Source organism: Myxococcus sp. AM011 (genome assembly GCF_013372595.1).
Classification (GTDB): Bacteria; Myxococcota; Myxococcia; order Myxococcales; family Myxococcaceae; genus Myxococcus; species Myxococcus eversor.
Genome location: NZ_JABXEM010000043.1, coordinates 1 through 19,587, shown reverse-complemented (window position 1 = coordinate 19,587; position 19,587 = coordinate 1). Strand labels below are relative to the sequence as shown.

Sequence of the window (19,587 nt, the reverse complement as noted above, 5' to 3'; positions counted from 1 at the left end):
TCCAGACACGAGTGGTGTCGAGGGTCAGCGACCGACGAGCTGTTCGCGGTATCCGCGAGGGTCCAACGCACGGATGGCTGTGATTGTGCGGGCATCCGGCAGCGACGTGACGGGCAGGGCCTCGTCCACGGTGAACTCGAAGCCGGTGCGCTCGGCGATGTCCTCCGCCGTGGCCCACGGGTGGCGAGCCGTCAACCGAGCACCGGAGGCGCCCAGCTCGAAGACACCCAGGTCCGAGATGAGGCGCACCGTGCGGCGCGGGTCCTGCGTCGTCGCCACCTGGACTTCCGGCACCAGGTTGCGGCGCGACTGGCGAGGCACCAGCAGCACGGGCCGATGCACCCACTGCCGCAGCGTCGCCGCGCCCGCGACGCCCGGGAACTTCGTGCGGGGTCGCGCGAGGCTTCCGCTGGCCGTCATGTTGGTGCGGCCGATGGCATCCACCTCGGCCGCGCCGAAGAAGACGGTGTCCACCCGACCGCGCCGCGCATGGTCGAACAAGTCGGGGATGGTGATTTCCGCCGAGCGGCCCTCCAGGTAGCCCAGGTCCTCGGAGGAGGGCAGCAGCGTGGAGATGTCCGGGTCCAACGAGCCCACGCAGGCCAGGTACGTCAGGTCTGGCGCATGGGTGGCCCGGGCCACGGCGATGGCGAGGATGGCGAGCGGCGAGGCGACGCCCGTGGCCACCACGGCGCCGTCTTCAATCTGGAGCGCGAGCAGGGCAACCACGGTCTCCGCGGGAGTGGGGTCGAACGTGGCGCTCATGCCGCCCTCCGCGTCTTCACCGAGGCGAGGAACTCCGCCTCACGGCCGGTCTCCGCGAGCGCCAGGTAGCGCGACAGCATGTCGTCGTCGTGCGGATACAGTCCGGTGCAGCCGGTGGGCAGTGCGCCGCCCGGTGCGAGGACGATGCGGTCCACCTGGAAGCCGGGAATCGTCGCGCGAGGCAGGCGCTTCACGCGCTCCTCCACCGTGGCAATCACCCGCCGCGCGGCGCCCGCGACGAGCAGGTCCGTGGTGGGGTCCTCGATGAAGAGGTTGCCGCGCTCATCCGCCGCTCGCGCGTGGACCAGCGCGACATCCGGGAAGTACGCGGGCTCCACCGGGACGCTCTCACCGGTGAATGGGTCCACCACGGTGCGCGGCGGCTCCGCGCTCGCGAGGCCCGACACATCCGCGTCCGGCGCGGGGATGAAGGGCAGCCCCATGGAGGCCGCGCGCAGCCGCTGGACGACGCGATACCCGTCGTGCTCGCGCCAGGAGAGGGTGTTCTGCTCAATCGCCCGCTTGATGCAGGGCATGGGGCGCACGCGGCCCTCCAGGCTCAGCGCGCCGAAGGCGATGTCCAGGTGCGCCAGACAGCCGCCCGCGACGAGGAGCTCGGCGGGCAGCGGGTTGGGCAGGGAGATGAGGCGCAGCCCGCGACGCTCCTGGGCAATCAGCTCCATCACCAGCGCCATGGGGGCGCGGCCGAGCATGAAGCCGCCCGTGGCCAGCGAAGCGCCGTCGGGAATCGACGCGACGGCTTCCTCCAGGGAACACCAGCGCGCGGTCTTCACGGCTCCTCCGTTCCGGAGCCGGAGCCTGAGGCGGCGCGGGGGACCACTCGCAGCGAGGAGACACCGGGCTGCCCGTCGACCGCGGCGGCGACGATGGGCGGGAAGAGGAGGTCCACCATGCCGTCGGCGATCTGCTCGTCCGACAGGCGCCCGTCGGGCTTGAACCACTTGTAGACCCACAGCACCATGCCCAGGAACGAGAACGCGCCGATGGTCGGGTCCACCGGACGGATGCGTCCCTGCTGCGCGGCCTGCGAGAAGGCCTCTTCCAGGAAGTCGACGTAGCGCTTCTTGCGGTTGTCGATGAACGCGCGCGCTTCACCGGTGAGCGTGGCGTGCTCGTGGAGGATGATGATGACCTCCTTGCTCCATCCGCGCGTCACCAGAAGGATGTTGTGGCGCATGCACGCGCGCAGACGGTCCACCGGGTCCGCGATGTCCTGAACGCGCGAGAGCACCTGCTCCTCGAACAGGTCCATCCCGTAGTTCATGATGGCGAAGAGCAGCTGCTCCTTGTTCTGGATGTGGTGGTAGAGCCCCGCCTTCGTCATCCGGCACGCGGCGGCGATCTCCTGCATCGAGGTGCCTTCGTAGCCGCGCTCGCAGATGAGCCGCGCCGCCGTCTCCAGGATGGCTTTGTAGCGCTCGCCCTCATCCGGCTTCCGTCCGCTCGTCGTCACATGTCCCTCGTCTTGATGGACTGTAAGTTTTCCCGAATCCACGACCTACCGACCGGTAGGTAGCACGCGAAAACGCAGTGTGTCAACGCGCGTGGCGGCGTGTAGGGCGGAGGCCGAGCGGAGAAGCGTCAGGAGTTTCAGGGGGTTGCGGGTGAGCTGGAGCTTCGGGGAAGGAGCGACCTGCTCGTTGCGACGGTTGTCGGGCAGGCGCCCTAACGTCGCGGACCTTCTCGTCACACCCCCTGGAGGTCCCGATGCGTCTCTCCCTGCTGTGGGCTGGAGCCGTTCCTTTGATGTTCGCCACGTCGGCCGAAGCTCAGCGAATCACCCCGATTGAGGGCAGCCGTTCGGTGTCCGCGAGCATCTCCGCGGTGGATGCGGTGACGCACGTGGTGGACTCGGATTCGCGCAACACGACGGCCTTCGCGCCCTTCAACGAGAACATCTCGCTGGATGCGAACACCCAGTACGAGGGCTCTCCGAGCCGCGTGAATGCGAAGGGCAGTGGCGCCCAGTCCTCGCGCATCACCGACCGGCAGATTGAAGCGTCGGTCTCCGCCAGCGCCGAGGGCCTGGCGAACGACTCCTCCGCGCGCGGGCAGGGCGTGGGCAACGCGGACATGTACCTGACGTTCGAGCTGAACCGCCGCGCGCGCTATGTGGTGACCGCTCGTGCGACGGCGACGTCGACGGCGTCGACCTCGGGGCAGCCCTTCGGCGGTGTCTCGAGCCTGCTCTACATCGCGAACATGGAGAGCGGGACGCCGGTGCTGTCGATTGACATCAGCGGGGGTGAAACGGAGTCGCTGTCGCAGACGGGCTGGATGCCGGCGGGGCCGTACACGTTCCAGGGCGACGTCTCCGCCCTGGTGGATGCCCAGCAGGGGCATGGCACGGCGTCAGGCTCGTGGGCGGTGAACCTGCGGCTGTTCTGCGCCTCGGACTTCAACGCGAATGGCGTGGTGGACGGCGTGGACCGCGCGGCGTTCCTGAGCGCCTGGAACGCGGGCAACGCGACGGCGGACATCGACGGCAATGGCGTGGTGAACCGCGCGGACCACGATGTGTTCATGCTGGCGCACGGTCGCGGCTGCTGAGCACGCTGAGCGGGTGATGACTTCGAGGCGGGCTCCGGGGCTGCGGGGCCCGCCTCTTTTCGTGGAGGCAGGCAGGGGTTGGAGCGACAGGTCGCGCAGCCAGGACACGGTCCTGACTCGATGCGTACCTTGATGCCATCCGGGGTGGTGGATAGGGGAAGGGGACGACAGTCATGGCTCCACGTCGACAGGCTGACATCCTCGTGGTCGGTGGAATCAACACGGACTTTCTCGTCCAGGGGCCTCGGCTCCCGCGCGTCGGAGAGAACGTGGAGGGGCATCTCTTCCTGGAGAGCCTGGGCGGAAAGGGCGCCAACGCCGCCGTGGCCGCGTCCCGACTGGGCGCTCGCTCCACGCTGTTGGGCCGCGTGGGCATGGATGCCCGGGGGCTCGCGCTGCTGGAGCAGTTGGTGGGGGAAGGGGTGGAGACTGGCGCCGTGGCCAGGGACCCGGGCTTCTCCACGGGCGTCGTCATGGAGATGGTGGATGAGGGCGGACGGAGGCAGAGCCTCTCCGCCGAGGGCGCCAACCGGCGGCTCACCGTCGCCGATGTGCTGGCCGCGGAGGACCGCATCTCCAGCGCGGATGTGCTGCTGGCCCAACTGGAGGTCCCGCTGGGCGCGGTCATCGCGGCGGTCCACGTCGCTCGCGCCGCCGGCACGCATGTCGTCCTGGACCCCGCGCCGCCCAGCACCCTGCCGGAAGAGCTGCTGGAGGCGGTTCACGTCATTCGTCTCAACGACGCGGAGGCGGAGGTGCTGACGGGACTCGAAGTCGTGGACCGCGACTCCGCGCGCAGGGCCGCGGAGAACCTGTTGCGCCGAGGCGTGGGCACGGCCGTGGTGGCGGCGCCCCAGGGGACGCTGCTCCTGGGGACCCGGAGCGAGCTGTGGCTGCCGAACCTGCCCGTGGATTGGGTGGACACCACGGGCGCGGGGGATGCGTTCTCCGCGGCCCTCTGTGTCGCCCTCGGCGAACGGCGCTCGCTCACCGACGCGGCGCGCTTCGCTCACGCGACAGCGGCCCTGGCCACCATGCGGCTGGGGGCCATGTCTGGGTTCCCCAACCGCGATCAGGTGGTGTCGTTCATGGCGCGCATCGACTCGCTGGCGCTGTCTCCGGAGCCCGTCTCCTGGTGAGGAGGGGGCTCCGCCAGCGACAGCTCGCCTCTCGTTGCCTACGCCCTGCTACTGGCCCGCGATTTCATACGGTCTCAGAGACACCACCGCGTTGCCGCGTGCTCCGCCGTAGTTGGTGTAAGTATGGTTCTTCTCCAGGGTGTAGTACGAATCGACGTAGTCATCGTCGTTGCTGAACCATTCACCAGGCATGCGATTCACCAGTTCGCTGCCCAGGCCCACCAGGGCGGCGATTTCCGGATGGCCCACGGCCGTCAGGATCTGGCTCGCGATCGTGAACAGATAGCTCACCAGCTCTTGATAGTTGGTGTTGTCGTCGTGCTCCATGAGGATCACGTTCGCCGCCGCCCAGCGGTAGCGGTCCCAGAAGATCAGGACCTGGTTTGGCGAATAGGTCCTCCCGTCTGTATCCAGATAGGGCATGTCGACGATATCCAATTGCGGCTCGTCGCGGCTGGGGTCAACACCGTTGACGATGGCATAGACCTCCGCGTCGCCGGAGATCCACGGCTCCTCGTCGTCGTTCAGGTAGATGCGGTCGAGCATCGTCACCGGCGTGCTGGTCGCCGACGCGCTGGCGGCCTGGAGCGACGGCATGGGACGCTGGCCGAGGGCCACGAGGCGCTCTCGCATCAGCTTCACTCCGGCGGCCAGGTCCTTGCGCGAGTCGATGTCCACCACCAGCACCGGTCGGTCGGGCATCTGGCGCACGTCGAGGCGATGCACGCCGCCACTGCGGTCGAAGGCCTCGATGAATCGCCACTGGGAGTCATTCCCATCCGGCTCGTACGCGTAGAGGGGCTCAACGCCTTGCTTCAGCGCCGCCAGCATGGACGCACTGGCGAGACGAAGCTGCAACAGGCTGTCGAGCTCGCGCTCCAGGCCCTTGCGCTGGCGAATGGTCAGGTCCGCTCGCCCCACCACGGCCGAGACAGAGGCCGGAGCCGACGCCGTGCTCAGCCATTGCTTCAAATCCACCGCGAGGTTCTCACGACTCAGGCGAGAGGCGAGGTCCCGTCGCAGCACCGCGTCCTGCTTCGCCAGAGTCAGCGCCAGCTCGCGTTTGTCGGCGGCCAACGACACGCTGATGCGTTCGCGCAACGCCGCTGAATTCAAGGCAGCGGCTCGCGCCTGGTTGGCTTCGCTGAGGCAAAGGAGCAGCGCGACGACCATCCCTATCCGTTTCATTGGATTTTTCCGGTGGTGGGGGTGATGGGCCAGCCGCCGTAGGCGCACGGCGAGTCTGTCCCAGACACAATTGAGCACAGCCCACACTCCGAAGTCGAACGCCCTCCACGGTGAAGCGGGTCTCAACTGACAGCATGTTGAGTCAGTCAATCCCTTCGGTTGCGACACGCGTGTATCTCTTCAGCACCCCTATCCGTCTGATGCGCTCAACGAGCACGACTGTCGGGCGGGGCGGCGTCGCGCAGGCGCTCGGCTTCGAGTGAGTCGTAGACCTCGCGAACCCATTGCTCGGCCATCGTGCGGGAGGTGTCGGATACCATCCGGGCCTTGTCCTGGGTGTCATCCTCGAACGGCACCACGGGGTTCTTCGCATCGCGCGCTGCGGCGTCGGCCAGTAGCGCACACTCGGAAGCCGTTGGCTCCAGCTTGAAGAGGTCCACGAGATGGGACACGGCGCTGTCCTGGAGCTGACGGTAGTTCAGCAGTCGCGCGGGCCCCTGGCGTTCGCGATATGCCCGCAGCCCCGCTTCGCAGAGTCGCGCGAGCACTCGGGCGCCATACTCCTCCAGCGACAACTCCGAACGACGCGCCGCGTCCAGGCCGAAGCGCGCTGACTCCAGCACTCCGGGCAGCATGTGCGCGCCCCGGTGCTTCTGATGTGAGGCCATGACCTCCACCGGGTCTCGATACAGGAACAGCCACGGCACTCCGGGAAACGCCTGCTGGAGCAGCGGCAGCTCCAGTACGTGCCACGCATCCAGCTTGAGGAAGACGCCCTCTTCCTCGGGGTTCCGCCGCTGACCGAGCGCCGAGACGACCGCGCGAAGCCACTCGATTCGCTGCGCGTCGGTGACGTGTCGAAGCCGCAGGTGCATGCGCAGGACGACGTCCACGGGGCTCGCTTCAGACAGCACGATGTGGCGAGGCAGCGCGGCGAGGAGCTGCGCGAGTAGCGTCGACCCACAGCGGGACATGTGGAACACGAGGCCCCTGAGGGGCAACCCCGGCCTTACGGCCTGCCGCGCCACCAGCGTCTCCATCGACGTCTGGTGTCGGAAGAGCAGGGCGAACGGGTTGCGGAGCCTGCGCTCCAGCGTCTCGTCGAAGAACGGGTCCGTGAAGCGCTTGTCGCCCAGGTGGCACCAGTCGACGCGAGGCACCTCCCCATCGACACGGATGCGCGCGGGAATCCAGCCCTCCAGTCGCGCGTCATCCGGCGCGAGGCTCATACCCAGTCTCCGAGCCAGCTCCGGCGCGCATCCCGGATGATGTCCTTCAACTCCTCCGCGCTGAAGTGACAGCCATGCTCCGCGCCCAGGCGGGTCGCCAGCGCGAGGAAGGCCGATACCTCCATTGGAGCTCGCAGTGCCTCCTGGAGCGACAGGTCCTCCAGGACGTGCTGGCGGAAGCGCTCGAAGCCCTCACGCGACACGGGCGCCGCCAGGAGCCATGGCCTGTGCAAAGACCTCACGGAGCCAATCATCCACCACGCAGTCGAGCACCAGGTGCACGCGGTCCGTGTCCCCGAAGTTGTCCACGCGGTGGGGGAGGTTGAAGTTCAGGTACCAGCACTCGCCGGGCTGGAGGTCCACGCGCTGGCCCGCGAGGACGAAGGCCACGTCGGGATGCGTGACGATGGGGATGTGGAGGCGTACCTCGCCGTCCTCGAAGCCCAGGTTGTAGTCCGTGTGCTCGCGGATATTCGCCCGCGCCGCGAGCTTCAACAGTCGCGCCGAGCCGATGGGACATTGGAACGCCGCGAGCGCCTCGCGAAACGCGGGGCAGCGCCCGAGCAGCGGTGTGTCCTCGTAGCTCTGCCGTGCCGTGGGGTCGGGGTAGAGCCGTCCCTCCATGCCACCCACGGAGCGCAACGGCACGCCGCTCCAGTCGCCCTCGTAATAGCGGGTGTTGAAGTGCGGCACCCACGTCTCCGCGGGCAGTCGCGCCAGTTCGTCCCGCAGTCGCGCCGCATCGAAGGAGAGAGGCAGTCGGAGCCGGTCGGGCACGGGTGAAGGGGCCATGCGGTGGAGTTCTACACCGTTCCCCTGTCCCTCGGCTCAGCCCGGGGTGCCCGCCCTGGCTCGATACTCGGCCTTCGCTCGCGCCAGGGCCGCGTGGGCTCGGGCCAGCGTCTCGCGAGGGTCCTCTTCACCCGCGACGGCCACCACGGCGCTGTGGAGCTCGAAGGACCCGAGCTCCTCATGGAGCCGGGCGCGCACGGCCTCCGTGGCCTCGGCATCCTGGCCCGGCAGCGCCACGAGTAGCGAGCCTCCCTCCCAGCGCACCGCGAAGCCGGTCGGCGCGCCCACGTCCTCCAGCCGCCGCGCCACGTCGCGCAGCGCGCTGTCTCCCACGTCGAAGCCCTGCCGCAGGTTGAGCCGGCCCAGTCCCACCAAATCCACCAGGAGGACACCGCACGGCGCGCCGTCTCGACGGCAGCGACCAATCTCCCGCAGCAGGCGCTCCTCGCCGACGCGCCGCGTGGCCAACCCCGTGAGCGCATCCACGCGCAGCATCCGCCCACGGTCATCCCGGGGCGAGGTGCCCCCCAACTCGGAGAGCGTGAGGAGCTGCGCGATTCCGCCTGGAATGGGGAAGGGCCGGGCCACCCAGCGAATCCTTCGCGGACGCGGGTGCTCCAGCGAGAGCGTCAGGTGCAGTCCCCGTGAGGACTCCGACGCGAGGTCGAGCAGCAGCGAGCGGCCGGAGGGGTCCGCCGTCAGTCCCGCCACGTGTTGACGGAAGGCGTCGAACGTCAGCTTCGGAATGCCCTCTAGCGGCAGGCCCAGCATCTCCGACAGCGCGGCGTTGCCCGCGAAGGGTTGCCGTCCGGGCGCCACCAGCAGCGTCGCCACGTCGAGCGCTTGGATGGCGTCGCGGATGTGCGCCAGCGCGGCGACCTCCGAGCGCGAGGGCTCCTGTCGCGAGCGCCCCAGGTCCCGAGCCTCCATCCGCGCGCGGGACTTGAGCTCCAGGTCTCCCGCCACGCGTCGGGCAAGCTCGCGCAGCGCGGCCAGGTCCTCCGTGCCGAGCACGAGGGGCCGCGTGTCGATGACGCACAACGTGCCCAGGACTTCTCCACTCGGCGTCACCAGCGGAGCCCCCGCGTAGCTGCCGACGATGCCGTCGCGCACCAGCGGGTTGTCTCGAAACACGGGATGGCGCGTGGCGTCCGGGACGACCAGCGACTCGCGGCCCATCACCACGTGGTGACAGAAGGCCCAATCCCGGGGCGTGCCCCTGTCTCGCGCGAGCGCATGCGGCAGCCCCACGTGCGCCTTGAACCACTGCCGGTCTCCCAGCACCAGCGTCAGCAGCGCCACGGGCACGGCGAAGGCCTGCGCCACCTCGGTGACCAGCTCCTGGAGCTCCGTCTCGGGCGGGCCCTCGTCCACCAGTCGCATCGCTTCGATGCGCTCCAGTCGCTGGCGCTCGTCGTCTGTCGAACTCTCCGCGGGCGTGGAGGGCAGGGGCCGCTGGCCCGCGAGGACGCGACGCACGGTGTCCCGCACCGCCTCAACGGGCGCACGGCGGCTCAAGAGCGAGTGGATGCCCAGCGTGTCCTTGAGCTGCCACGCCCGCACGCGCAGCTCGTCGAACGCCGTCACCACCACCACCTGCGTGGCTTCCGCGTCCTGGCGCTCGCGCAGCCAGGTCAACAGCGAGAAGCCATCCACACGCGGCAGCGCCAGGTCCGTGAGGAGCAGGGCGGGGGCGCTGCGCTGTCGCACCACCTCCTGCGCCTCCGCGCCATCCCGAGCGAGCACACCCTCCAATCCCTCTCCGGCGACGAGGGCAAGCAGGCCAGCGGCTCGGTGTGGGTCAGGCTCGGCGATGAGGGCATAGCGGGCCATGTTTCACGGATGCTGCCACGGATGGCGGCTCACCGGTTACAGGGCCCGCACCCGTCAGGTTGCCCGGGTGTCATCAGTGGAGGAGGACCTACCGGGACTCTCCTGGAGGCACGGGGGCGGCCTGGGGGTAGCGGACGAAGAGGCGACGCAGCGCGCCCCGCTGACGGCCCAGTTCCTCCGTGCGCGCCGCCGAGTCCACCAGCAGCATCAGCCCCAGCCCCACGCACGCCGGAATCAACGGCAGTACCCAGCCGAAGTCCGCCGCGAGCCAGCCCACCAGCCCGACGTGCAGCACGCCGAACCCGAGCGCCGTCAGGGCCACGGCGCGCAGCGTGCGCGCGCGTCGACACCGCCAGCCGAAGAGCAGCACCACCACCGCCGTCTCCAACAGGCCCGCCAGCGCCACGAACCCCGACGAGCGCATCATCCGCTCCGCGCGCAGGTTGTCCAATGCGAACGCGTGAATCTCCACGCCCGGCACCGCCACCTGCCCGGGGAGCGTGCTCTGGCCATGGAGCCCCGTCGCGGTGACTCCCACGAAGAGCGTCTTGCCTCGCAGCGCCAGGTCCAGTCCCACCGAGCGCGGATCCGCCTGGAGCACATCCGCCAGGCTCACCCGGGGCAGCCAGTCCGGCGCGGGCAGGCGCATCAGCGGCGCGCCGTCGTCGACGGTCGCCCGACGCAGCAGCGACTCGAACTGTTCGGGCATCAGGCGCAGCGCGGTGGCGAGGGCCAGGGAGGGCCAGACGTGCCCGTCCACGCCGACGACGTAGGGATAGCGGCGGATGACGCCATCCGAGTCCACCAGCATGTTCAATGTGCCGCTGCCCTGCGCCGCCATCCGCAGCGGGGCGATGCTGCCAGCGACCTCCAGGGCCTGCAGTCGCAGCGAGTCCACGGGCAGCGGCAACGGCGAGCCGAGCGCCCCGTCCACGAGCGGCGGCATCATCGATACGTCCTCGGTGAGCGCGGCGGCGCCCAGGATGACGGTGCCGTTCTCCGCGAGCGACTCCGCCAGCCGGGCATCCCCGTCCTGGGCATGCAGCCGTGCTTCCAGGTCCGCTACCAGCGCCGCGCCCGCGGGCTGGTCCGCGAGGCCCGAGTCGCGCAGCGCCCCCAGCACGTCCTCGCCCAACTCCAGCGCATCACGTGAGCCGGGCTGGTCGAACACCACGTCCACCGCCACCGCCGCGGGACGCTGGGTCGCCATCGCGCGAAAGGCCCGGGCCCACGTCGCGCGTGACAGCGGCCACCTCTCGCCCAGCGCGGACAACGCCCGGTCATCCACCTCCACCAACACCAGGTCCGCGCTCCGAGGGACTCCCGGCAGGAGCCGACTCACGGCCTGGTCATACAGCGCGCGCTCGAACAGCCCTGGCGCGCCCCCCGTCACCGCCGTCACTCCCGCCAGCGCGAGCCCCACCACTCCCGCCAGTCCTCGCCACATCGCGGGGGATGGGCGAGGGAGGCGGACACCACGCGCGGGTGACTCGGGGCTCGGAGGCATCAGTGGGCTCAGGGGCGGAGGTCGAACGCGAAGATCTTCGAGGGGAAGCCGATGAAACCATCAGCATCCACCGGAAGCACGCGCCAGAACCACTTGCCCGTGAGGTCCGTCGGCACGGTGAACGCCTGTCCTTGCGCCTCGTACGTGCGCACGCTCGCGGCGAAGTCCGCGGTCCGGCCCAGCTCCACGCGGTACGTCTTCGCGCCCGCCACCGTGAACCACTCCAGCTTCGGCGGCGTGGTGAAGCTGCCTCCTCGCGGCCCGTTCAGCAGCGGCGCGGTAAGCAACGGCCGGGGTGCCTCCGGCGCGGCACCGGGCAGCACGCGGGAGCCGTGGCCTCCAGCCACCTCGACCTCGCCCAGGTCCGCGCCCAGCGCCACCTTGCCCTCGAGCGTCTCCAGGCGGCTGCCGCCGTCCTCTTGCGCCGACACGCGGAACTGCGTTCCCCGCACGCCTGCCACCGCGCCTCGCGTGCGCACCTCGAACACGGAGCCCTCGCCGCCCGGCGCGGCCACCGTCTCCACCGTGCCGCGCATCAGCTCCAGCCGCACCACGCGCTTCGAGTTCGCGCCCAGCTCGATGGCACCCAGGCGCAGCAGGCTGTCCGCCGTCACCCGCACCCGGCTGGTGTCCGCCAGCTCCAGCTCCGCGCTCGCGTCCTTGCTCGTCTGGAACAGCTCCCCCGTGTAGAGCGAGTCCCCCACGCCTCGGGGCCGCAGACTGTCGGGGCCAGAGCCCGCGGAGACCTCTCCACTGGCCGCGCGCACCTGGGCCACGCGGGGCTGCGCGGGACGCTCGACGTAGGCGAGCTGGAGCTGGCCCGGCTCTCCCGGTACCGCCGGAGGTGCCACCGCGGACACGCGCGTGCGCGCCACGCCCGCGGACACCAGCACGTCCGCCGCGGCCTTCGCCACCGCGAGGCCCTGTCCATCCAATCGCTCCGCGTCCGGCAGCCGCGCGGCCACCGTCACCGAGCGGATGGCGGGTCGCGACGCGAGGGCCTCCGCCACGTGCTTCAAGCACGCCTCCGTCGCGGGCCCCTTCGGCTCCAGCTTGCGTCCCAGCTCCATGCGGCCGTTGACGAAGCGCAGGCCGCCGCACGCGTCACCCTGTGCCGCGTCCTGGGCCCAGGCTTGGGAGCCCGACAGGGCGAACACCATCAACCAGGGAAGGGTCCGAGTCATGGCGTGGCCTCTCGCGCCGAGGGCTCGGCGGTCTTCACGATGTTGAACTCGACGCGGCGGTTGTTCTCCCGGCCCCGCGTCGTCGCATTGCTTTCCACCGGCTTCGCCTCGCCGTAACCCACCGCCTCCAGGCGCTCCGGCGCGGTGCCGGACTTCACCAGGAACTCGCGCACGTTGTTCGCGCGGCGCTGGGACAGGTCCAGGTTGCTCGTGTCCGAGCCCTGGTCATCCGTGTGTCCCTCCACGCGCACCCGCTCCAGTTGCGGGTTCGCCTTGAGGACCGCGGACACCTGCGCGAGCAGGCTGTACGACTTGGGCAGGATGACGTCCTTGCCAGTGGCGAAGTAGACCTTCTCGAGGATGACGATGCGCGAGCCTTCCAGCCGCACGCTGGACTTGCCCTTGTCGGGGCACCCGTCCTCGTCCTTCACGCCGTTGATGGTCTCTGCTTCCAGCGGGCAGGCATCCACCGCGTCCGGCACGCCGTCGCGGTCATTGTCCAGGTCCGGGCAGCCGTCCGTGTCCTCGAAGCCGTCCATGTCCTCGGGCTCGATGGGGCAGCGGTCCTCGGTGTCGATGAGCCCGTCGCCATCGGTGTCCACCGCCGGGGGCGCCAGCGTCAGCGGGGTGCTCTGCGTCGGAGTGGAGCCGGTGCCCGTGGGCGCGGTGTGCTCGTCCAGCGCGTCCGGGCAGCCATCCTCGTCCTGATAGCCGTTGAACGTCTCCGGCTCGCCGGGGCACACGTCGGGGCCATCCAGGATGCCGTCGTTGTCGTCATCCGGGTCCAGGCAGTTGTCGTCGTCCTGGAAGCCATCGAAGTCCTCGGGCCCCAGCACGCAATGGGACGGGGACGTGGCCGCGGGCGACGAGGCAGTCCAGGCGAGTCCTCCGAGCAGGCGGAAGCCCGGCGTCCCGTAGCCTCGCGTGAGGCCCGGTCCCGCGCCCACGTGCGCCGACAGCTCCTTCGTGACGCGGTACTTCACCGCGCCGAGCGCCTCCAGTGGACGCTCCTCGGAGTTGGACTCCTTGAGCCCCAGCGCGCCCGCCAGCGTCGCGGCGACGGACAGCTTCTGCGTGAGCGGCACCTCCGCGCCCACGCCGTATGTGAATTCATTGCCCACGCGCAGGTTGCGCAACTGCTGCTCGCCGCGCAGATTCACGCCGACGTTCGCCAGCAGGCGCAGCGAGTCACCCACCCACTCGGCCGCGAGCCTCGGCTGGAAGGTGAGCCCCTTGGCGCCCAGGTAGTCCGCCGCGCCCGCCGTGGGCAGCGTCACCGGGGCGACGAGGGCCAGGTGCAGGCCACCCTCCGTCGACAGCAGTCGCAGCTTCGGCACCAGCCGCAGGTCACCCACGCCCGTGCCAGCGGCGCCGTTCGCCAGCGTGGGGGAGATGGCCGTCGCGGGCTGCGACGTCGTCGTGGTGAGGGGCAGCGACACGCCCAGCTCCACCCGGTCGAACAGGGCCACCGCGCCCATCAGGTCCACGGAGAGCTGACTGTCGACGATGCGATACACGAATTCGTCGCGACGCGGATCCAACAGGTTGAGGGGATCCTCCGCGTAGTTGACCGACAGCCCCAGGTTCCAATCCAGGTGCTTGCCCACGCGCGCGCCATGCAGGCCGAGCACGTCGTAGGCGCCCGGCCCGGGCTTGTACTGCTGCACGTCGATGGCCTGGGAGGCCTGGACCTGCGCTCGGGCCGTGCCCGTCGTCAGGAGGAGGGCACCGAGCAGCGCCAGCGTCAGGGAACTTCCGACGTCAGCCGCGCGCCGCGCCAGGGTCCTCGTGCTCCGCCCGCGAGAGGCGGGAGGGAGGGGGTGAAAATGCACTCGCATGGCCCGACGGTGCCAGAAGGGCCTGGGCCACATCAACGTGCCGCCAACAATTGCGAGACGTGGCGAGCCAGCGAGGGCAGGGGCTGCGGCTTGGGGAGCACCAGGTCCACCCCGAACTCCCGGGCCCGCGCCGTCAGCTCCGGCGAGGCGAACGCCGTGAGCAGCACCACCCGCGTGTCCGGCGTGAAGCGGCGCACGAAATCCGCCAACACCAGACCTTCCTCGGATTGCGTGCCGCTCAACCGCAAGTCGCTGATGACCAGGTCGTAGCGGCCCGTCGTCATCAGCCCCAGCGCCTCATCCAGCGCCTGCGCCGAGTCCACGCGATACCCCGCGCTCGCGAAGAACTGACCCAGCACCCAGCACAGCGCGGATTCGTCGTCGACGATGAGGAGGTTCTGGGACACGCGCGGGCCGTGAGCAAGTCAGGGGCCAGGGGTCCATTTCACCCGTCCTCGCCGAGTTTTCCGGCACTTGCGGGCCCACCTCCCCCCAACGGAGGCGGGGTTTTCCAGATCACGGATCCGACTTCTGGAATCCAGATCTGTTGATTCCCAAACGTTTCAGCCGCTCATAGAGGGAGGAGCGGGGGATTCCGAGGCGGAGGGCGGCGCGCTCGACGTGGCCATTCTCGCGGCGCAGCACGCGTTCGATGTGGCGGCGCTCCAGCTCCTCCAGCGTCAGGTCGTCCTCGACGCGGGCCTCGTCGGTGGAGGCCTCGAAGCGCAGGTCTCCCCGGGACAGGGGGCCGCCGCCGGACAGCAGCACGGCGCGCTCCAGCACGTTGCGCAGCTCGCGGATGTTGCCGGGCCAGGGGTAGCGCGTGAGCGCGGCCTCCGCGTCGGGCTGCAGTCCCACGCCGCCCCGTCCGCGCGCGCCGGCCATCTCCGCGAGGAAGTGGCGGGCCAGCACGAGGATGTCCTCGGTGCGCTCGCGCAGGGCGGGCACGTGGAGGATGAGCGTGCTGACGCGGAAGTAGAGGTCGCTGCGGAAGCGCTTCTCGCGCGTGGCGACGTTCAAATCCTGATGCGTGGCGGCGATGAGGCGCACGTCGACGCGCCTGTCGCGCACGTCACCGAGCCTTCGGAAGCGCTTCTCCTCCAACACCTTGAGGAGCTTGGGCTGGACGGCCAGGTCCATGTCGCCAATCTCGTCGAGGAACAGCGTGCCCCGGTCCGCCACTTCCAACAGACCCTGCTTCGCGGCCACCGCGCCGGTGAAGGCGCCCTTTTCGTGGCCGAACAGCTCCGAGTCCAGCAGGTCCTTCGACAGCGCCGCGCAGTTGAGGTCCACGAAGGGCGCGTCCGCGCGCGGGCCGCCCTCGTGCAACCAGCGCGCGAGCACGCTCTTTCCGCTGCCCGTCTCACCGGTGACGAGCACGGGGCTGTCGCTGTGCTGCATGCGCTCGGCCTCGGCGCGCAGGCCCTGGATTGCGGCGCTGGTGCCCAGGAAGGGGTCCACCGTGGCGCGGGCGGTGCGGGACAGGTCGGCGCGCAGGCGCTGGCGCTCGCGGCGCTGCGCCACCAGTCGCTCCAGCACGACCTTGAGGACGGCCAGCTCCACGGGCTTGGTGAGGAACTGCTCGGCGCCTTCCTTGACGGCCTGGACGGCCAGCTCGATGGAGCCGTGGCCGGTGAGGACGACGAGCGGCACGGCCGCGTCGATTTCCTTGAGGCGGGGCAGCAGCTCCAGCGCGGTGCCGTCCGTGAGTCGGTAGTCCACCACCGCGACGTCGGGGCGGTGCGTGCGGAAGACCTCCTGGGCCTCGGCGAGGCTCTGGGCTTCGTCCACGTCGAAGCCGTGGGCGGTGAGGTAGCCCCTCATGCCCAGCCGGACGCCGGGCTCGTCGTCCACGAGGAGGATGCGGGTTCGAGTCATGAGGCGAGAGAGTCCAGGTGCATGCTGACGGAAGGCGAGGACACCGCTGGTAGCAGCAGCGTGACTTCAGCGCCACCCTCCGGATGGTTGCGCAGGCGAATGACGCCCTGATGTTCCTCCAGGATGCGCTGGACGATGGACAACCCCAGTCCCGTGCCGCCCCGGCGCTTGCTGAAGAAGGGCTCGAAGACGTGGGGCAGGTCCTCCTCGCGGAAGCCCGGCCCGCCGTCCCTCACGGTGCAGCGCACCCAGGCGCGGCCCTCCTCCTCCAACTGCGCGGTGGCCACCTTCACCGTGGTGCCCGCGGGCGAGTGCTGCACGGCGTTCTCCACCACGTTGCGGAAGACGTGGAACAGCCGCCGCGAGTCCATGCGCACCGGCGGCAGGGTCTCATCGAGCGTCCGTGTCACCGTCACGCGGGACTGCTCTCCGGTGAGCGCGCACGCGGCCAGCGCCTCCTCGACGACGGGCCGCACGGGGCCCTCCACCCATTCGCCCCGGGTGGGGCGGCCATACTCGAACAGCTCCTGGGTGAGGTGGTTGAGCCGGCGCACCTCGCCGCGCAGCACGTCCAGGTACGGGGCCATCTCCGTGCGGGCTCCGATGGTGGCCTCCACCGCGTCCACCACGGCGGAGATGGAGAAGAGCGGGTTTCTGACTTCATGGGCCACGCCCGCGACGATGGCGCCCATCGCGGCCATCGTCTCGCTGCGGCGCAGGCTGGCCTGCAGCTCCAGCAGGCGCGTCACCTCGGTGGCGACGACGATGATGCGAGAGTCCTCTCCGCCCACTTCGTCCACCCACGCGGCGGACAGCTCCCACGTGCGCCGCGAGCGCGCGTCCTTCACCTCGCGCGTGAGGCTGCCATGCGTGCGGCGGAGCTCCTCCACCAGCGGCAGCGTGCTGGACCACGGTGGCTCGCTGGCGACGGTGGACAGGGGCTGACCGGACGGGTCCAACCCGCCGAAGAGGATGCACGCGGCGGCGTTGAGGCGCTGGATGGTGCCGTCCGCGCCGAGGACGATGAGCGGCGAGGTGACGGCGTCGAACGTGCGGCGCCACTCCTGGGCGGAGCGACGGAAGCTCTCGTGGAGGCGCTGGCGCAGCTCGTCCGCGAGGTAGCGGTCGGTGATGTCGGTGACGACGCAGCCCACGTGCAGCTCGCCCTGGCTGTCCTTCGCGGAGGCCGCCGCGCGGCTGCGGACCCAGCGCACGCGCCCATCCGCGCAGATGAGGCGGTGCTCCAGCTCCACCTCGGAGCCGGGCGCGAGAGACTCGATTCGGGCGCGGTAGCGAGCGCGGTCCTCGGGGTGGATCATCTCCGCCCACAGCGGCGGAGGGCCTCCGCCAGGGCCGGGCTCGGCGAAGGCCGAGGCGGGGTAGCCGGTGGTGCGCTCGATGACGGGCGTGCAGTAGAACTCGCGCAGCGCGCCGTCGCGCAGCTTGCCGCCCCACAGGTAGTCGGGCAGCGAGCGCGTGAGGACGTCGAGGAGGCCCTCGTGTTCCTGGAGGCTCTGCTCGGCGCGCATGCGCTCGGTCAGCTCCGAGAGCGCGGCGATGACGCCGAGGACCTCGCCGCCAGCGCCTCGCACGCGCGAGTAGCTGCCGAACCAGAAGCGGGGCTCGCCCGGCGCGGCGGGAGTCTCCACCTCCAGGCAGGTGTCCTGGACGGGCGCGTCCGTCTCCAGCGCGCGTTGGAGCCGCGGCGCGAGCATCCGCCCCAGCGCCGGCATCACCTCCGTCACGTGACGGCCCAGGTGTCCGCCCGCGGGCAGGCCGTTCATCGCGGCGAGGGCCGCGTTGACGTGGATGTAGCGCAGGTTGCGGTCGAAGAAGGCGAAGCCCACCGGCGTGACGTCCATGATGGCGTCGCGCAGGGCGCTGGAGTCACCGGCGCTGCGCAGGGCGGCGTCGCGCTCGCGGCGGGTGCGTTCCCGGGCGTGCGCGAGCAGCAGCGCGGGCGTGCCGGCGCAAGCCATGACAAGCGCCGCGGTGGAGAGGACGCGGGGAAGGGGACTCGCCGCATCCGCGCTGGCCCACGCCCATTCGATGAGGGCGGCGAGCGCGGTGGCCATGAGGACGGCCAGCAGCATCTGACGACGGGTGGGGAACTCGTGCATGGGGGTGTGAGGAGCGCGAGCCTAACCGGAATCGCGCTCGGCACCGCGCCGCCAGGCCTGGGGACGGGTGCCTCCGTCGTTCGGTGAGCAAGGGGGCGGGTCCTCCGCGCCCGCCAGGCTCACGCGGGACCCGGCTGCTCCTGGTGCATCCCCGTCTCGCGCGCCGCGCGCTCCAGCAGGGCCCGCACCTCTTCGTCGGAGGTCTGCTCGAATTGTCGATACCAGAGGCCCACCGCGAAGAACGGCTCCGGGGTCCGCGCGCACACCGTCTCGTCCGCCAGCGCTTCAATCGACTCGCACGTCTCCAGCGGTGCCACGGGCACGGCGACGATGATGCGAGCGGGCCCCAGCTGACGGAGCGCTGTCACCGCGGCGCGCATGGAGGAGCCGGTGGCGAGTCCATCGTCCACGAGGATGACGTTGCGTCCGCGCACGTCCAGCGCGGGCCTGCCCTGGCGGTAGTGGGCCTCGCGACGCCGCAGCTCCAGGCCCTCTCGCTCGGCGACCTCGTCGATCTGCTCCGGGAGGACGCCCGCCTCGTCAATCACCTCGGGGTTGAGCACGCGCACGCCGCCGGTGGCGATGGCGCCCATCGCGAGCTCCTCGTGACCGGGAGTCCCCAGCTTGCGGACGATGAACACATCCAGGGGCGCGCCCAGCATCCGTGCCACCTCGTAGCCCACGGGGACGCCGCCGCGTGGCAGGGCCAACACCCGCGTGTTCGGGCGATGGCCATGATGCGCGAGACGCTCCGCGAGGACTCGGCCCGCGGTGAAGCGGTCCTGGAACAGAGGGCCTTGCATGTGAAGCTCCTTGTCTGCTGCCTCCTGGCACATCTCTCCCGGCAAAGCTGGCCACGAAGCGCGCGGGAGAATCGGTCCGCCCCGCTCACCGCTCGTCGGACGAGCAGGGGCGAGGGCCTCCCGAGGTCCGCCCGTCGGGAGCGCCTTCGCGAGGGGCTCCCGGCGGGACGGCCGCCTGGCGGTCAGGGGGCCTTGGTGCCGGAGTCGCTCGCGATGATGGTGGGCATGCCCCCCGGCTGCCCTGGAGGCGGTGGGTCGTGGATGCCCGGAGGGGTGATGTCCGGCGGGAGCGGCGGCTCGATTTCCGGTGGATTGCGCTGAGGAGGCTCCTCCTCGGGCGGTTGCCGGCCTGGCGGCTCCCGCTGGGGCGTCCTCGGGTCGGGCTCCTTCACCGGGTTGTTGGGTGTCGGCTCGCGCGTGGGCGGCAGTGGCGTGGGCAATCCGGGAATCGGCGGTTGCTGCGTCGGCATGCGTGGGGTGCTCCTGAAGAGGTCGTCTATCCGCCCGCTCAACCTGTGCACGCCCGGGCAGGCGGGCACCGCCCCGGACAGGTCTCAAGCAGGGCCTTGGGCCCTCATGGGCTCAGGGGTGGCGAGCGTCCCCTCGGGGCCTGGAGCCTCCGTCCCGTGGCTGCTGCACCGCGGCACGAGCGCCTTCACGTTCCCCGGATGGGGTTCATCGAAAATCGAACAGGAGGCACGACATGAAGGCAGCCATTTGGGGGCTCGGGGGGCTGGGGG

General features: G+C 70.5%; 18 protein-coding genes. 2 read left to right on the top strand and 16 right to left on the bottom strand.

Going from position 1 to position 19,587, the window contains the following annotated elements:
* Positions 1–24: 24 nt before the first annotated feature.
* The 3 genes from HUW62_RS11775 to HUW62_RS11765 are packed head-to-tail and all read right to left on the bottom strand — an operon-like array spanning position 25 to position 2,239.
* Positions 25–765, bottom strand: coding sequence for a CoA-transferase subunit beta (locus HUW62_RS11775; RefSeq protein ID WP_163864492.1), 741 nt, complete (start codon positions 763–765; stop codon positions 25–27).
* On the bottom strand, positions 762–1,559 hold the full coding sequence (locus HUW62_RS11770; protein WP_176434475.1) for a malonate decarboxylase subunit alpha: 798 nt from the start codon (positions 1,557–1,559) through the stop codon (positions 762–764). The genes HUW62_RS11775 and HUW62_RS11770 overlap by 4 nt, the downstream gene beginning before the upstream one ends.
* Complete coding sequence (locus tag HUW62_RS11765) at positions 1,556–2,239, bottom strand: TetR family transcriptional regulator (protein WP_176434474.1); 684 nt, start codon at positions 2,237–2,239, stop codon at positions 1,556–1,558. The genes HUW62_RS11770 and HUW62_RS11765 overlap by 4 nt, the downstream gene beginning before the upstream one ends.
* Before the next feature lie 254 nt (positions 2,240–2,493).
* On the opposite strand from HUW62_RS11765, the gene HUW62_RS11760 reads away from it, so the two are divergent.
* A complete protein-coding gene (locus HUW62_RS11760) occupies positions 2,494–3,336 on the top strand; it encodes a GC-type dockerin domain-anchored protein (RefSeq protein WP_176434473.1) in 843 nt (280 codons plus the stop codon).
* Between the two features lie 173 nt (positions 3,337–3,509).
* A complete protein-coding gene (locus HUW62_RS11755) occupies positions 3,510–4,475 on the top strand; it encodes a ribokinase (RefSeq protein ID WP_176434472.1) in 966 nt (321 codons plus the stop codon).
* 48 nt (positions 4,476–4,523) lie between these two features.
* Here the strand turns inward: HUW62_RS11755 and HUW62_RS11750 are convergent, their stop codons facing one another.
* The 13 genes from HUW62_RS11750 to HUW62_RS11690 form a co-directional block, all read right to left on the bottom strand.
* Entirely contained in the window at positions 4,524–5,648 is a 1,125-nt protein-coding gene (locus tag HUW62_RS11750; RefSeq protein ID WP_255203382.1) for a DUF3103 domain-containing protein, read from the bottom strand.
* 221 nt (positions 5,649–5,869) lie between these two features.
* Positions 5,870–6,892 carry a sulfotransferase family protein gene (locus HUW62_RS11745; protein WP_176434470.1) on the bottom strand — a complete coding sequence of 341 codons (1,023 nt, stop codon included), beginning with the start codon at positions 6,890–6,892 and terminating at the stop codon, positions 5,870–5,872.
* Positions 6,889–7,095 carry a Nif11-like leader peptide family natural product precursor gene (locus tag HUW62_RS11740; RefSeq protein WP_176434469.1) on the bottom strand — a complete coding sequence of 69 codons (207 nt, stop codon included), beginning with the start codon at positions 7,093–7,095 and terminating at the stop codon, positions 6,889–6,891. Before HUW62_RS11740 ends, HUW62_RS11745 begins: the two co-directional genes overlap by 4 nt.
* Positions 7,085–7,684 carry an aspartyl/asparaginyl beta-hydroxylase domain-containing protein gene (locus tag HUW62_RS11735; protein WP_176434468.1) on the bottom strand — a complete coding sequence of 200 codons (600 nt, stop codon included), beginning with the start codon at positions 7,682–7,684 and terminating at the stop codon, positions 7,085–7,087. The genes HUW62_RS11740 and HUW62_RS11735 overlap by 11 nt, the downstream gene beginning before the upstream one ends.
* 36 nt (positions 7,685–7,720) lie before the next feature.
* Positions 7,721–9,517, bottom strand: coding sequence for a diguanylate cyclase (locus tag HUW62_RS11730; RefSeq protein ID WP_176434467.1), 1,797 nt, complete (start codon positions 9,515–9,517; stop codon positions 7,721–7,723).
* Positions 9,518–9,605: 88 nt separating this feature from the next.
* Complete coding sequence (locus tag HUW62_RS11725) at positions 9,606–10,943, bottom strand: CHASE2 domain-containing protein (RefSeq protein ID WP_368670390.1); 1,338 nt, start codon at positions 10,941–10,943, stop codon at positions 9,606–9,608.
* An 89-nt stretch (positions 10,944–11,032) separates the two neighbouring features.
* Positions 11,033–12,208, bottom strand: coding sequence for a FecR domain-containing protein (locus HUW62_RS11720; RefSeq protein ID WP_176434465.1), 1,176 nt, complete (start codon positions 12,206–12,208; stop codon positions 11,033–11,035).
* The gene (locus HUW62_RS11715; protein WP_255203381.1) at positions 12,205–14,046 is read right to left on the bottom strand and encodes an OmpA family protein; all 1,842 of its coding nucleotides are present in this window, start codon (positions 14,044–14,046) and stop codon (positions 12,205–12,207) included. The genes HUW62_RS11720 and HUW62_RS11715 overlap by 4 nt, the downstream gene beginning before the upstream one ends.
* Before the next feature lie 32 nt (positions 14,047–14,078).
* Positions 14,079–14,453: a response regulator gene (locus HUW62_RS11710; RefSeq protein WP_163864513.1), complete on the bottom strand. Its 375-nt coding sequence runs from the start codon at positions 14,451–14,453 to the stop codon at positions 14,079–14,081.
* A gap of 109 nt (positions 14,454–14,562) precedes the next feature.
* Complete coding sequence (locus tag HUW62_RS11705) at positions 14,563–15,924, bottom strand: sigma-54 dependent transcriptional regulator (RefSeq protein WP_176434463.1); 1,362 nt, start codon at positions 15,922–15,924, stop codon at positions 14,563–14,565.
* Positions 15,921–18,044: a PAS domain-containing protein gene (locus tag HUW62_RS11700; RefSeq protein ID WP_176434462.1), complete on the bottom strand. Its 2,124-nt coding sequence runs from the start codon at positions 18,042–18,044 to the stop codon at positions 15,921–15,923. Before HUW62_RS11700 ends, HUW62_RS11705 begins: the two co-directional genes overlap by 4 nt.
* A 119-nt stretch (positions 18,045–18,163) precedes the next feature.
* Positions 18,164–18,847: a phosphoribosyltransferase gene (locus HUW62_RS11695; protein ID WP_176434461.1), complete on the bottom strand. Its 684-nt coding sequence runs from the start codon at positions 18,845–18,847 to the stop codon at positions 18,164–18,166.
* A gap of 182 nt (positions 18,848–19,029) precedes the next feature.
* Complete coding sequence (locus HUW62_RS11690) at positions 19,030–19,317, bottom strand: hypothetical protein (RefSeq protein WP_240356248.1); 288 nt, start codon at positions 19,315–19,317, stop codon at positions 19,030–19,032.
* Between the last annotated feature and the right edge of the window lie 270 nt (positions 19,318–19,587).

Bases quoted from the DNA above. Each gene is read 5' to 3' on its own strand.
- HUW62_RS11775 (WP_163864492.1), bottom strand. From the start codon at position 765: ATGAGCGCCACGTTCGACCCCACTCCCGCGGAGACCGTGGTTGCCCTG.
- HUW62_RS11760 (WP_176434473.1), top strand. From the start codon at position 2,494: ATGCGTCTCTCCCTGCTGTGGGCTGGAGCCGTTCCTTTGATGTTCGCC.
- HUW62_RS11755 (WP_176434472.1), top strand. From the start codon at position 3,510: ATGGCTCCACGTCGACAGGCTGACATCCTCGTGGTCGGTGGAATCAAC.
- HUW62_RS11750 (WP_255203382.1), bottom strand. From the start codon at position 5,648: ATGGTCGTCGCGCTGCTCCTTTGCCTCAGCGAAGCCAACCAGGCGCGA.
- HUW62_RS11745 (WP_176434470.1), bottom strand. From the start codon at position 6,892: ATGAGCCTCGCGCCGGATGACGCGCGACTGGAGGGCTGGATTCCCGCG.
- HUW62_RS11735 (WP_176434468.1), bottom strand. From the start codon at position 7,684: ATGGCCCCTTCACCCGTGCCCGACCGGCTCCGACTGCCTCTCTCCTTC.
- HUW62_RS11730 (WP_176434467.1), bottom strand. From the start codon at position 9,517: ATGGCCCGCTATGCCCTCATCGCCGAGCCTGACCCACACCGAGCCGCT.
- HUW62_RS11720 (WP_176434465.1), bottom strand. From the start codon at position 12,208: ATGACTCGGACCCTTCCCTGGTTGATGGTGTTCGCCCTGTCGGGCTCC.
- HUW62_RS11715 (WP_255203381.1), bottom strand. From the start codon at position 14,046: ATGCGAGTGCATTTTCACCCCCTCCCTCCCGCCTCTCGCGGGCGGAGC.
- HUW62_RS11705 (WP_176434463.1), bottom strand. From the start codon at position 15,924: ATGACTCGAACCCGCATCCTCCTCGTGGACGACGAGCCCGGCGTCCGG.
- HUW62_RS11700 (WP_176434462.1), bottom strand. From the start codon at position 18,044: ATGCACGAGTTCCCCACCCGTCGTCAGATGCTGCTGGCCGTCCTCATG.
- HUW62_RS11695 (WP_176434461.1), bottom strand. From the start codon at position 18,847: ATGCAAGGCCCTCTGTTCCAGGACCGCTTCACCGCGGGCCGAGTCCTC.
- HUW62_RS11690 (WP_240356248.1), bottom strand. From the start codon at position 19,317: ATGCCGACGCAGCAACCGCCGATTCCCGGATTGCCCACGCCACTGCCG.